Origin of the sequence: Mycobacterium sp. E2479 (assembly GCF_001667925.1) — a bacterium.
Taxonomy (GTDB): Bacteria; Actinomycetota; Actinomycetes; order Mycobacteriales; family Mycobacteriaceae; genus Mycobacterium.
This window is the reverse complement of record NZ_LZJR01000084.1, coordinates 91214-103764: the sequence shown is the minus strand read 5'-3', so window position 1 is coordinate 103764 and position 12551 is coordinate 91214. Positions and strand designations below refer to the sequence as shown.

Here is a 12551-nt window from a genome sequence, read left to right as displayed (position 1 = left end):
GGCCCGACGACGACGCCTCGAGCTATAGCGCCGGATCCCTTGATCCGGCGCCGAGCGAGCGGGTAGCGTAGGGCTGCCAATTACGGAACGATGCGTAGCGTAATTTGGCGCTCGAACCACGGAAGGGATCGGCTTGATGCGCAGCCGCTACGCGGGCGATGCCTTCACCACGTCGACACCCGAAATCGCAGCCGCGCTAGCAGACGTCAGCATCCCCACGCTGTTGCTCTCGCTCGTCCACATCACCGGCGACCCACGGTTCATCCGCGACTTCAAACAGATGGGCATTTTCCTCAACGAGATCCAGGGATTCATGTCGGAGGAGGACAAGGCGCGGGCCCGCAGCGAAGCCGTGTCGGTGATCGCCGAATATCGGGACCGCGGTTGCCCCGAACCGCAGCCGCTGAGCCCCCAGCTCATCCGGGAAATGATCGATTGGGCGGCGTGCGAGCACGTACCGGACGACTATCTATCGCTGGTATCCGAGGAACTCGACCTCGACGGCGTCGACCCCCGGCGCCCCGCCGCATTGCCGACGGAGCGCGCCGCCGAGCTTCCGGTCCTGGTCGTCGGGTGCGGCGAATCCGGCATCCTGGCCGGCGTCCGCCTCAAGCAGGCCAACATTCCGTTCACCATCGTGGAGAAGAACGCAGGCCCCGGCGGAACATGGTGGGAGAACACGTATCCGGGCGCACGGGTGGATGTGGCCAACCATTTCTATTGCTACAGCTTCGAACCCAACAACGACTGGACACACTACTTCGCCGAGCAATACGAGCTGCAGGACTATTTCACCAAGGTCATCGGCAAACACGGCCTGGCCGAGAACATCCGTTGGCGAACCGAGGTTCTCGCGGCCGAATGGAACGACAATGACGGTACCTGGAGATGTTCGCTGCGCTCGGCCGACGGACAGACGACCACCATGCACGCACGTGCGCTCATCACTGCGGTGGGCCAACTGAACCGTCCCAACCTTCCCCGCTTTGACGGAGCGGATACCTTCCGGGGACCGTCATTTCACTCGGCAGCCTGGGATCACTCGGTGGATCTGAAAGGCAAGCGGGTCGCGCTTGTCGGCGCGGGCGCCAGCGGTTTCCAGATCGCCCCGGCGATCGCCGAGGACGTCGAACACCTCACGGTGTTCCAGAGGACCGCCCAGTGGATGTTCCCCAACCCGATGTATCACGACGAGGTCGGCGACGGTGTGCGCTGGGCGATGCGCCATCTCCCGTTCTATGGCAGGTGGTACCGCTTCCTGGTGCTGTGGCCCGGCTCGGACAAGGGTCTGGATGCCGCCGAGGCCGACCCAAACTACGCCGACCAGGAGCACGCCGTCAGCGACATCAATGCCGCCGCGCACATGATGTTCTCGCAATGGATCACCAGCCAAGTCGGCGAAGATACCGACCTCGTGGCCAAGGTGATGCCCGACTATCCCGCGTGCGGCAAACGGACGCTGCAGGACAACGGAAGCTGGCTCCGAACGCTGCAGCGCGACAACGTCGAATTGGTGCGCACGGCGATCGACAAGATCACGCCGCAGGGCATCGTCACCGATGACGGCGCGCCTCATGACGTCGACGTCATCGTGTACGCCACCGGGTTTCGGCACACCGACGTGCTGTGGCCGCTGAAGGTCACCGGCCGAAACCGCACCGACCTGCACAAGATGTGGGGGAGCAGGCCGTACGCTTACCTCGGGATCACCGTCCCGGAATTTCCGAACTTCTTCATTGTCTACGGGCCGGGAACACACCTGGCCCACGGCGGCAGCCTCATCTTCCAGTCCGAACTGCAGATGCGCTACATCGACCAGTGCTTGGCGCGGCTGGCCGAAACCAACGTGCTCTCCATCGAACCGAAACCGCAAGCCGCCACCGATTGGCACCGGCGGACACAGACACAGATCAAGAAAATGGTGTGGTCACATCCTGCCGTCAAGCACTCCTATTTCAAGACTGCTGACGGGGAAATCCACACCGTCAGCCCATGGCGTCTCAACGAATACTGGTCCGCGGTGCGCGAGCCCGATTGGTCACAGTTTCTCGTGAGAACGAAAGGTCGAGCGCGACAGGGAAAGTGAGCATGCCGATATGCGCACCGTAGTGGTCGATGGGCCCCGCAGCATCCGGGTGGAGACCCGCCCCGATCCAGCGCTTCCCGGGCCTGACGGAGCGATCGTCGAGGTGACCGCCGCCGGGATCTGCGGATCCGATCTGCACTTCTACGAGGCCGACTTTCCGATGCCCGACCCGATCGCGCTCGGTCACGAAGCCATCGGCACCGTGGTCGAATCCGGACCAGAGGTGCGCAACGTCAAAGTCGGCGACCAGGTCATGGTGTCGTCGGTGACCGGCTGCGGTGCGTGCGCCGGATGCGCGACCCGCGATCCGGTGATGTGCCACTCCGGTTTTCAGATTTTCGGCGGCGGCGTGCTCGGCGGTGCGCAGGCCGACCTGCTCGCGGTGCCCGCCGCGGATTTTCAGCTTTTGAAGATGCCCGAGGGCATCAGCACCGAGCAGGCGCTGCTGCTCACCGACAACCTGGCTACCGGCTGGGCCGCGGCGCAGCGAGCCGACATCCCATTCGGTGGCACGGTGGCGGTGATCGGCCTGGGCGCGGTCGGCCTGTGCTCACTGCGCAGCGCGCTGTTTCAAGGCGCGGCAACGGTTTTCGCGGTCGATCAGGTTGATGGCCGACTGGAGCGTGCCGCACAGTGGGGTGCGACGCCCCTGAAAGCTCCGGCGCTCGAGGCCATCCTGGCCGCCACCGGTGGCCGCGGCGCCGACGCGGTGATCGACGCCGTCGCCACGGATGCATCCCTGACCGATGCGCTCAACGCGGTGCGGCCCGGCGGCACCGTGTCCGTCGTGGGGGTGCACGACATGAACCCGTTTCCGCTCAACGCCTTGGGCTGCCTGATTCGCAGCATTACCTTGCGCATGACCACCGCGCCGGTGCAGCGCACCTGGCCGGAATTGATCCCGCTACTGCAGTCGGGCCGGCTCGATGTCGACGGCATCTTCACCACCGCGATGCCTTTGGACGACGCGGCCAAGGGCTACGCCACCGCCGAGTCGCGACCGGGCGATGACGTGAAGATCCTGTTGAAGCCTTAGCTAGTTGTGGCAGCATGACCATCATGCGCTGTGCCGCAATTCAGCTGGAGGCCGTGCCGGCAGACGTCGATGCCAACCTGGCCACCACCGAACGTCTGGTCGAACGGGCGGTGGCCGCGGGTGCGGATACCGTCGCGTTGCCGGAGTTCTTCACCACCGGAATCGGCTTCTGGCCCGAACTCGCCGATGCCGCACTACCGCCCGACGGCAAGGCCACCGAGCTTCTGCTGGGCCTTGCGCAGCGCCACAGCGTCATGATCGGCGGCTCGTTGCTGATCCGAGATGCTGACGGAAACATCCGCAATGCCTACCTTCTCGTCACCCCGGGGGGCGTCGCCGGCCGCCACGATAAAGACCTCCCGACGATGTGGGAGAACGCGTTCTACGTGGGCGGCCATGACGACGGGGTGATCGAGACGGGTACGTTGACCGTGGGTGCCGCGGTCTGCTGGGAGTTGATGCGTACCCAAACGGTGCACCGCCTGCGTGGACGCATCGATCTCGCGATGACCGGTTCGGGCTGGTGGTCGATCCCCGACTGGTGGCCGAGGGCGAGTTTCCGCCGGATGGAGGCACGTAACGCGGCGACCGCCAGCCGAGCCGCATCCTCGTTCGCGGGCTACGTCGGGGCCCCGGTGCTGCACGCGGCGCACGCGGGCGGGCTGCACTGCCGCATGCCGTGGCTACCTTTGGACTACGCCGGCCGATTCGAGGGCGGCACCATGATCGTCGGCGCCGACGGTACGGTGTTGGCCTCCCGAGACCGGGCCGACGGCGAAGGCATCGTCGTCGCCGAAGTCGAGGTTGGGCGCCGGCCCCCGATTACCCACGCACCCAAGGGTTTCTGGCTGCACCGTCGCGGGGCGCTGGCCGCGATGACATGGCACTTCCAACGTCTGCACGGCCGGCGGTACTACCGTCGCCACGTCGCGCGATCCGCGTCCTGAATGGTCACCGGGTGGCCGTGATGTACTGGGACCGCATGAAACTGTCGATCTTCACATCGACCTCCGGCGGGGTCATGCCGTAGCCGGCTTGTAGATCGAGCGTGTTGCGGACGGGTTCGACGGCCCACCCATGTGCCGCGAGCCACTCCGCGGGGTCCGACTGGGGCTCATAGGTCAACGCCGAAAAGTCCACGTTGCCCGACAGATTGACCCCTGGGTGATTCGTCTCCAGAGCGTTGAGCTGGTCGTGGTCCAGTCGTGATCCGAGCGCACCGATGGCGATCCGGCTGCCCGGTGCGCTGAGCCCGCTGATGCGCGTGAAGAGCGCGTGCTGCGCCTCATCGGTCAGGTAGGGCAGTAGCCCCTCCACCGACCAGGCGCTCGGACTCTCCACGTCAAACCCGGCCGCTTCCAACGGCCGTGACCAGTCGGTGCGCAGGTCGGCACCGACCTCGATCCGGCGGGCCTTGGGGGTGGCACCCTGTTCTGCGAGAACTCGAGCCTTGAATTCAAGGACCTTCGGCAGATCAACCTCGAAGACCCGCGTGCCTTCCGGCCATGAAAGCCGATATGCCCGCGAATCCAGCCCGGCGGCGACGATTACCGCTTGCCGGATGCCCGCCGCAGCGGCGGTGTCGAAGAAGTCGTCGAAGAACCGGGTCTGCACGCCGTACAGGCGCGGAAAGGCCGTCTCGTCGTCGGAGGTACCCGGATTAGCAAGTACGCCAGCCAAATACGGGTCCCGCGACGCCTCGATGAAGACTCTCGCGTATTCGTCGCGCACCAATGGCTGCGGGCTCATGGCATGCAGCGCACGCCATCCCGCGACCAGCAGCGCGGTATACCCGACGCTGCTGACGATGTCCCAGTTGTCGTCATCGGAACGGAGCGACCCGAATTCGGGTGTCGTGCTCATGGTTGCCTCTCCCGTGGACGCCGGCCATGGAAGGCCGACGGTCCCACGGTACCCGCCGCAGTTGCCTCAGAGCTCCAAAAGCACCGTTACCGGACCGTCGTTGACCAATTCGACCTGCATATTCGCGCCGAAGACCCCGGTCTGCACTTCGGCGCCGAGTCGCCGCAACGCCTCGGCGAACTCCCCCACCAGCGGCTCGGCGAGCGCCCCGGGAGCGGCCGCATTCCATGACGGGCGGCGACCTTTGGCGGTTTCGGCGTACAACGTGAACTGACTGACGACCAGAACGGGGGCGTTGGCATCGGACGCCGAGCGCTCGTCAGCGAGAATCCTTAACTGCCAGAGCTTCTCGGCGAGCCGTCGCGCCTTGTCGCGATCGTCGCTATGGGTGACACCGACGAATGCCAATAGGCCCTGGCCATCGGGGCGGATGGCCCCGACCACTGCGCCCTCGACCATGACCGTTGCCGACGAGACCCGTTGCACCAACACCCGCATGGGCCTCGATGGTGCCAGATCGGCCTTGTACAGGTTGGGTACGCTCGTTGGGTGTCTGTGCTTGTCGCGTTTTCCGTCACTCCGATGGGGGTGGGCGAGGGGGTCGGCGAGATCGTCGCCGACGCGGTCCGGGTGGTTCGCGAGTCCGGTCTGCCCAACAAAACCGATGCGATGTTCACCGTGATCGAAGGCGAAACCTGGGCGGAGGTTATGGCCGTGGTGCAGCGCGCGGTCGAGGCCGTGGCCGCCCGGGCGCCCAGGGTCAGCACGGTGATCAAGGCCGACTGGCGCGCCGGGGCCAGTGACGCGATGGCGCAGAAGGTCGCCTCGATCGAGCGTTACCTCTCCGACGGCTAGCCCCGCACCGCCGCCCGAAACGCTTGCTCGGCCGCGTCACCGTGCACCGCGAACATCACCTTTTGCAGCGAACTCGGCCGGTGCCGCCGGACGGCGTCGACCATCAACCGGGCCGCCTCGTCAAGCGGGAAACCGCCGACACCGGTGCCGAAGGCGACCAGCCCGAGCGAGCGGCAGCCGAGTTCGTCGGCCTTGCGCAGCGTCGAGGCCGTGGCGGCGGCGATGATGTCGGCCGACGTCGGGCCGCCGAGCTCCATCGTTGCGGCGTGGATGATGTAGCGCGCCGGCATGTCGCCGGCGGTGGTCTCGACCGCCTCGCCCAGTCCGATCGGCGCTTTCTCGGTCGATTCACGTTGCACGTCGGGCCCGCCTGCGCGCGCGATGGCCGCGGCGACACCGCCACCGTGGCGCAGCTGTGTATTGGCCGCGTTGGTGATCGCGTCGAGTTCGAGCTTGGTTACGTCGGCCTGGATCACCTCTAACTCGATCATGGGCTCATTGTCCTCTGAATGAGCGTCCAATGAACCGATGCGTAGGCTCGGGGCGGTGAGTGCACGCGCAGGAATCGTTGTCACCGGAACCGAGGTCCTCACCGGACGGGTCCAGGATGCGAACGGCCCCTGGATCGCCGACCGTCTCCTGGAGCTGGGCGTCGAGCTGGCCCACATCACCATCTGCGGCGACCGCCCCGCGGATATCGACGCGCAACTTCGCTTCCTCGCCGATCAAGGCGTGGACGTGATCATCACCAGCGGCGGCCTAGGACCGACGGCCGACGATCTGACCGTCGAGGTGGTGGCCAGGTTCTGCGAACGCGAATTGGTGTTGGACGCCGAGGTCGAGGAGAAGATCGCCAACATCCTCAAGAAGTTGATGGCGCGCAACCCCGCGTTTCAATCCGCCCTGGATCCCGGCACTTTCGAGTCGCTGCGGGCGGCTAATCGAAAGCAGGCCATGGTGCCCACCGGTGCGCAGGTGCTCGACCCGGTCGGGACCGCGCCCGGCATCGTCGTGCCCGGCAAGCCGACGGTGATCGTGTTGCCGGGTCCGCCGCGCGAGTTGCAGCCCATGTGGCATACGGCCATCGAGACGCCCGCGGCGCGGGACGCGATCGCCGGCCGGACCATTTACCGGCAGGAAATGCTGCGGATGTTCGGGCTACCGGAGTCGGGTCTGGCCGAAACACTGCGCGAGGCGGAACAGGCCGTGCCCGGCTTCGGGCAACTCGAGATCACCACCTGCCTGCGGCGCGGTGAGATCGAGATGGTCACCCGTTATGAGCCGGAGGCCGGCGACGCCTACGCGCGGCTGATAAAGCTGCTGCGGGACAGGCACGGGCATCAGCTGTACTCCGAGGACGGCGCCCGCGTCGACGATCTGGTCGCACAGCTTCTGGCCGGCCACCGGATTGCGACGGCGGAGTCGTGCACGGCGGGTCTGCTGGCGGCGCGGCTGACCGACCGGCCCGGCTCGTCGGATTATGTGGCCGGCGGCGTCGTGTCTTATTCGAACGAGGCGAAGGTCGAGCTGTTGGGGGTGGACCCGGCGCTGATCGAAACGCACGGCGCGGTGTCCGAACCGGTAGCCGAGGCGATGGCAGCCGGCGCGCTGCAGCGCTTCGGGGCCGACACCGCGGTCGCGATCACCGGGATCGCCGGCCCGGGTGGGGGAACGGAGGAAAAGCCGGTGGGCACAGTCTGTTTCAGCGTAACGGCCGATGGCCGCGGCGACACCCGCACGCTGCGGCTTCCCGGCAACCGCTCGGACATCCGGGAGCGCTCTACCACGGTCGCGATGCACCTGCTGCGGCGCATACTGAGCGACGACGAATAGCGTCAGGTCACTTCGCTTGCAACAAAGGCGCTTTCGCTTGTGCCGAACCGGACCCCGGTGGCGTCCTTGCCGATCAGCGTCAGCACCGCGACCGTGATGAGCACCGGTACGATTGTCGCCGCCAGCGCAAACGGGTAGCCGTGTGATTCGGCGAGGCGTTCCTGAATCGGCAGATTGAACGCCGCCAGCAAGTTCCCGAGTTGGTAGGTCACGCCGGGGTAGAGGCCGCGGATGGCATCCGGGGACATCTCGGTGAGATGGGCGGGAATCACACCCCACGCGCCCTGCACGAGCAGCTGCATGAGAAACGAACCCAGGCACAGCATTGCCGCACCGCGCGAATATGCGAACAACGGGACGATTGGCAGCGCCAGGATCGCGCAGAAGACGACGGTGTAGCGGCGGCTGAATCGCTGCGACAGCGCGCCGAAGACGAGGCCCCCGATGATGGCGCCGACGTTGTACACCACCACGATCCATTTGACCGTGGTGCTGGAGAGATTGGCGCCCTGGTTGGCGTGCGCACCCAGAAAGGTGGGGTAGACATCCTGCGTGCCATGGCTCATCCAGTTGAAGGCCGTCATCAGCAACGCCAGGTAGATGAACCGCCGAATGATCGCGCCGTGGCGCAGCACATCGCGGATTCGGGTGCTGGTGAGCCTCATCTGGTCCTGCGCGGCTTCCCACACCTCGGACTCCTCCACCCGATAGCGGATGACCAGGCTGATTAGGGCGGGCACGATGCTCAAGCCGAATAACCACCGCCACGACAGCCCCACCCAGTCGATGACCACCAGCGACGCGACACTCGCCAGCAGGTAGCCGAATGCGTAACCCTCCTGCAGTAGCCCGGAGAAGAACCCGCGCCGCTGTACCGGCACCTTTTCCATGGCCAGCGCGGCGCCCAGCCCCCACTCGCCGCCCATGCCGATGCCGTACAGCAGCCGCAAGATGACGAGCACGGTGAAGTTGGGCGCGAAGGCGCACAAGAAGCCCACCACGGAATAGAACATGACGTCGACCATCAGCGGCAGCCGCCTGCCCACGCGGTCGGCCCACAGCCCGAAGAGCAGTGCGCCGACGGGACGCATCATCAGGGTGGCGGTGGTGACGAACGCAACCTCGGCCTTGCTGTGGTGGAACGTCTTGGCGATGTCGGCGTAGACGAGCACCACGATGAAGTAGTCGAAAGCGTCCATCGTCCAGCCCAGCAGCGCCGCGATGAAGGAGTTTCGCTGATCTGCGGTCAACCGCTGCGTGGTCACGACAGCATCGTGGCTTACCCAGCGCGCCGGCGCGACTTGTTTCACCATGCGTACGCCGAGAGTAAGTTCCGGATACATGCGGATCATCGACGCCGACGGGCATGTAGCGGAGAATTCCTCGCTGGCAATCGAAGCGATCAAACGATGGCCGCAGCACGTCAAGCTCGCTACGGACGGCCGGCCGGGGTTGACGCTCGAGGGGCGCAACTACCCCGAGGACACTGGCCCGGGCGCGGGTTGCCCACCCGAGCATGGGATCAGTAAGGCTCCCGACATCAATTGCCGTTCACCCGAGGGCGTGCTGGGCGACGCGGATCGCGACTACATCGACACGATGGTGCTCTACCCGAGCATGGGGCTCTGCGCACCCAGTCTCGAGGATCCGGACTTCGCCGCGGGATTCTCGCGGCTGTACAACCAGTGGATCGCAGATTACTGCGCCTCGTCGGGCGGCCGGTTGCGCGGCGTCGCGGTGACACCGATCGAGCACGGCCGGGCGGCTATCGACGTCATGACCGAAGCCAAAGAGCTTGGCCTGATTGCGACGTTGGTGCCGCCGGCGCTCAAGAGCCGCAACCTCGACCATCCCGACCTCGACCCGTTCTATGCCGCCGCCGTCGACCTGGGCATGCCGTTGGGTGTGCATGGCGCGCCGGGCATCCACCTGCCCAAGATCGGTGTGGACCGGTTCACGAACTACATCCAGGTGCACTGCATCAGCTTTCCGTTCGATCAGATGACCGCCATGACCGCGATGGTCTCCGGCGGCGTCTTCGAGCGACACCCCGAGTTGCGGGTCGCGTTCCTCGAGGCGGGCGCGGGCTGGGTGCCGTTCTTCATGGATCGGCTGCACGAGCATTACGAGAAGCGCGGCGACTGGGTGGAACGCGGCTGGCGTCGCGATCCGCACGACTATCTGGCTGCGGGCAACATCTGGGTGACGTGCGAGCCGGAGGAACCGATCCTGCCCGGCGTGATCGACGTGCTGGGCGACGATTTCATCATGTTTGCCAGCGACTACCCGCACTGGGACGGGGAGTGGCCGGAGAGCACCAAGCACCTGCGCACCCGAAGCGACATCAGCGACGGCTCCCGCGAAAAGATCGGTGGCCTGAACGCGCAGCGCTTCTACCACCTGAACTGAGCGGCCCTACCCGGGTTCAGCCTTCGGGTCAAACTCGACTTGGTGAATGCTCAGACTCGGGCGCCGTTGAGGTAATGTTCTCCGCGCAGTTGGTTTGCCGGGGCCACTTGACCCCGGCATCGAGCGGGGGCGCCGGTATGGGCCCATCGTGAGAGGGAACCCGGTGTGAATCCGGGACTGTCCCGCAGCGGTATGCAGGAACGACCGCCGTCATCGGCACTGGTCCAAAGACTGGGAAGCGACGGCCATTAGGAACACCGTTCTCGGTGTGTGCCTGCGAGTCCGAAGACCTGCCAGTTGTGCCGGACGCGCCGCGTCCGGCGTGCGCGTCGCCTCGTGGATTGGGCAGATGGCCGTTGGCAGGACAGCTGCGATGCCGATCTATCGCTGCGCTGATCGAGTCTGCGGCTGAACGTCTTTGGAGCGACGAGCAACCCCCGTCGTATCGAAGGACGATTGATGAAACAGCCGCCGTTCACCCTCACCATCCTTGCCGCACCCGGCTCGACCGACCACGGACTCGGGACTGACCGGACGAGGCGTCAGTCATGACCGCATTGGTGGATTTTGGCCTGTTGCCGCCCGAAATCAACTCTGGGCGCATGTATTCCGGAGCGGGTTCGGGCCCGCTGATGGCCGCCGCGGTGGCCTGGAAAGGGCTCGCCGCGGAGCTGCGGTCGATGGCACTGTCCCAGAGCTCGGTGATCGCGCGGCTCATCGATCAGTGGCACGGTTCGGCGTCGGCATCGATGGCTGCCGCGGCCACGCCCTTTACAGCGTGGATGAGCGACACCGCCGCCCGGGCCGAGCAGACTGCCGCGCAGGCCACCGCGGCGGCGGTCGCGTTTGAAACCGCATTCGCCGCGACGGTGCCTCCTGCGGTGATCGCGGCCAACCGATCCCTGCTGATGTCGCTGATTGCGACCAACTTCGTGGGCCAGAACACCGCAGCCATCGCGGCCACGGAAGCCGCCTACGGTGAAATGTGGGCCCAGGACGCCGCCAGCATGTACGGCTACGCCGCCGATTCGGCACTCGCCTCAACGGTTACACCGTTCACCCCGCCAACGCCGTCCACCACTGCTGCAGGGCGGGCCGCGCAGGCCGACGCGGTCACCAAGGCCATCGCCTCCTCGGCGGCGGCGAACACGCAGACGGAACTAGCGCAACTGCAGACGGCGGTGCCGACGACGCTCCAGAGCCTCGCGACACCCAACTCGTTGGCGTCGTCGTTCACACCCGGAATGAGCGACTGGTTGGGAATGGGCGCATCCGACTTCTCGACCCCGAGCGGGATCCTGAGTTTCCTGGCCGGAACCGATGGCTCTCCGTTGGGGGCTTTCCTCAACAGCAACCTGGTGAACAGCGTCTTCTCGTCAGGGTTCTACATGCCGGGCAACTACCTCGGCACCATGACCGACTTCGCCGGCATGGCGGGCTCCGCCGGCATGGCGGGCTCCGCCGGCGCCGCGAGCGCCGGCGAGGTCGCGGCCGAAGGCGCAGCGGCGGGAGCGGAATCGCTCGAAGCGGGGCTCGCCACCGCAGTCAGCCCACTGGGCTCAACCAGCCTGGGTGGCGCGGTCTCGGCGGGGCTGAACCAGGCGTCGTCGGTCGGGGCACTATCCGTCCCCTACGGATGGACCACCACCGCGCCGGAGATCGCGCTTGCCACCCAGGCGTTGCCGAGTAGCAGCCTGCTTGCCGCCCCTGCCGCGGCAGGGGCCGAGGAAGGTCTGCTCAGCGAAATGGCCCTGGCGGGCATGGCGGGACGCGGATTGACCGGAATGAGCGTGGGAGGGCGCTCCATGGGCGTCACCACTCCAGCGAACCGACCGTTGCCCATCGTGATCGTGAAACCACCCGCGTCCGCCGCCGACTGAGCGAGACGCGGCACGGTCATTGAGTGACGCGCTTCTCAATCATGTTGGGCGGCAACGTTCTCGGCGCGTCGCTCGGGAAACACCGGGGGTTTGGCCACGAAACCGCGCGGCTCCCCGGTTCCGCGTCCCGGGCAGCGCTGCATCGGTCGCGCCGATTTGCGCTTACCCTTTGGGCGCCCGGCTGGCAGGATGCGTTGCATGGGCCCTTTTCTGTTGCGCGCCGCGTTGACCGGACTCGCGTTGTGGATCGTCACCCTGTTCGTGCATGGCCTGAGCTTCGTGGGCGGCGATACGAAGCCGGAGCGAGTCGGCATCATCTTCGTTGTCGCGGTGATCTTCGGTCTGGTCAACGCGTTCATCAAGCCGATCGTCCAGATCTTGTCGATCCCGCTGTACATCCTGACGCTCGGCCTGTTCCATGTTGTCGTCAACGCGCTGATGCTGTGGATCACTGCACGGATCACCGAACACACCACGCACTGGGGGCTGCACATCGATCACTTTTGGTGGACCGCGATCTGGGCCGCGATCGTATTGTCCATCGTTAGTTGGTTGCTGTCCTTGGTGATTCGGCGCGCCGGCGCCTGAC

The 12551-nt window shown here is 66.0% G+C and carries 12 protein-coding genes and 1 riboswitch; of the genes, 8 read left to right on the top strand and 4 right to left on the bottom strand.

Annotated elements, in window-relative coordinates; genetic code table 11:
* Positions 1 to 136: 136 nt before the first annotated feature.
* Genes A5686_RS12055 through A5686_RS12045 form a run of 3 tightly spaced genes read left to right on the top strand, consistent with a single transcriptional unit; the run spans position 137 to position 4069 of the window.
* Complete coding sequence (locus A5686_RS12055; protein WP_067934332.1) at positions 137 to 2086, top strand: NAD(P)/FAD-dependent oxidoreductase; 1950 nt, start codon at positions 137 to 139, stop codon at positions 2084 to 2086.
* A 10-nt stretch (positions 2087 to 2096) separates the two neighbouring features.
* The gene (locus A5686_RS12050; protein WP_067934330.1) at positions 2097 to 3122 is read left to right on the top strand and encodes an alcohol dehydrogenase catalytic domain-containing protein; all 1026 of its coding nucleotides are present in this window, start codon (positions 2097 to 2099) and stop codon (positions 3120 to 3122) included.
* 20 nt (positions 3123 to 3142) lie between these two features.
* Positions 3143 to 4069, top strand: a complete 927-nt coding sequence (locus A5686_RS12045) for a carbon-nitrogen hydrolase family protein (RefSeq protein WP_067934392.1) — start codon at positions 3143 to 3145, stop codon at positions 4067 to 4069.
* A 4-nt stretch (positions 4070 to 4073) separates the two neighbouring features.
* Here the strand turns inward: A5686_RS12045 and A5686_RS12040 are convergent, their stop codons facing one another.
* Positions 4074 to 4985: a class I SAM-dependent methyltransferase gene (locus tag A5686_RS12040; protein WP_067934329.1), complete on the bottom strand. Its 912-nt coding sequence runs from the start codon at positions 4983 to 4985 to the stop codon at positions 4074 to 4076.
* Positions 4986 to 5051: 66 nt separating this feature from the next.
* Entirely contained in the window at positions 5052 to 5483 is a 432-nt protein-coding gene (gene dtd / locus A5686_RS12035; protein WP_067934327.1) for a D-aminoacyl-tRNA deacylase, read from the bottom strand.
* Positions 5484 to 5534: 51 nt separating this feature from the next.
* Between dtd and A5686_RS12030 the strand changes: the two genes are divergently transcribed.
* Positions 5535 to 5840, top strand: coding sequence for an MTH1187 family thiamine-binding protein (locus tag A5686_RS12030; RefSeq protein WP_067934326.1), 306 nt, complete (start codon positions 5535 to 5537; stop codon positions 5838 to 5840).
* On the opposite strand, the gene A5686_RS12025 is transcribed toward A5686_RS12030, so the two are convergent.
* Positions 5837 to 6331, bottom strand: a complete 495-nt coding sequence (locus A5686_RS12025; protein ID WP_067934324.1) for a macro domain-containing protein — start codon at positions 6329 to 6331, stop codon at positions 5837 to 5839. The genes A5686_RS12030 and A5686_RS12025 overlap by 4 nt on opposite strands.
* 37 nt (positions 6332 to 6368) lie before the next feature.
* On the opposite strand from A5686_RS12025, the gene A5686_RS12020 reads away from it, so the two are divergent.
* Positions 6369 to 7673, top strand: a complete 1305-nt coding sequence (locus A5686_RS12020; RefSeq protein ID WP_067934322.1) for a competence/damage-inducible protein A — start codon at positions 6369 to 6371, stop codon at positions 7671 to 7673.
* Positions 7674 to 7675: 2 nt separating this feature from the next.
* Here A5686_RS12020 and A5686_RS12015 read toward each other — a convergent pair whose 3' ends face one another.
* The gene (locus A5686_RS12015) at positions 7676 to 8938 is read right to left on the bottom strand and encodes an MFS transporter (RefSeq protein ID WP_197520557.1); all 1263 of its coding nucleotides are present in this window, start codon (positions 8936 to 8938) and stop codon (positions 7676 to 7678) included.
* Between the two features lie 76 nt (positions 8939 to 9014).
* Between A5686_RS12015 and A5686_RS12010 the strand changes: the two genes are divergently transcribed.
* The 3 genes from A5686_RS12010 to A5686_RS12000 all read left to right on the top strand — a co-directional run bounded on the left by A5686_RS12010 (position 9015) and on the right by A5686_RS12000 (position 12550).
* Positions 9015 to 10082 carry an amidohydrolase family protein gene (locus A5686_RS12010; protein WP_067934321.1) on the top strand — a complete coding sequence of 356 codons (1068 nt, stop codon included), beginning with the start codon at positions 9015 to 9017 and terminating at the stop codon, positions 10080 to 10082.
* Between the two features lie 116 nt (positions 10083 to 10198).
* Positions 10199 to 10395, top strand: a riboswitch (cobalamin riboswitch).
* A 235-nt stretch (positions 10396 to 10630) separates the two neighbouring features.
* Entirely contained in the window at positions 10631 to 11962 is a 1332-nt protein-coding gene (locus tag A5686_RS12005; RefSeq protein ID WP_067934319.1) for a PPE family protein, read from the top strand.
* Positions 11963 to 12160: 198 nt separating this feature from the next.
* Entirely contained in the window at positions 12161 to 12550 is a 390-nt protein-coding gene (locus tag A5686_RS12000; RefSeq protein ID WP_067934317.1) for a phage holin family protein, read from the top strand.
* Position 12551 lies beyond the last annotated feature (1 nt).

Bases quoted from the DNA above. Each gene is read 5' to 3' on its own strand.
- A5686_RS12005 (WP_067934319.1), top strand. From the start codon at position 10,631: ATGACCGCATTGGTGGATTTTGGCCTGTTGCCGCCCGAAATCAACTCT.
- dtd (WP_067934327.1), bottom strand. From the start codon at position 5,483: ATGCGGGTGTTGGTGCAACGGGTCTCGTCGGCAACGGTCATGGTCGAG.
- A5686_RS12000 (WP_067934317.1), top strand. From the start codon at position 12,161: ATGGGCCCTTTTCTGTTGCGCGCCGCGTTGACCGGACTCGCGTTGTGG.
- A5686_RS12055 (WP_067934332.1), top strand. From the start codon at position 137: ATGCGCAGCCGCTACGCGGGCGATGCCTTCACCACGTCGACACCCGAA.
- A5686_RS12040 (WP_067934329.1), bottom strand. From the start codon at position 4,985: ATGAGCACGACACCCGAATTCGGGTCGCTCCGTTCCGATGACGACAAC.
- A5686_RS12010 (WP_067934321.1), top strand. From the start codon at position 9,015: ATGCGGATCATCGACGCCGACGGGCATGTAGCGGAGAATTCCTCGCTG.
- A5686_RS12050 (WP_067934330.1), top strand. From the start codon at position 2,097: ATGCGCACCGTAGTGGTCGATGGGCCCCGCAGCATCCGGGTGGAGACC.
- A5686_RS12020 (WP_067934322.1), top strand. From the start codon at position 6,369: ATGCGTAGGCTCGGGGCGGTGAGTGCACGCGCAGGAATCGTTGTCACC.
- A5686_RS12025 (WP_067934324.1), bottom strand. From the start codon at position 6,331: ATGATCGAGTTAGAGGTGATCCAGGCCGACGTAACCAAGCTCGAACTC.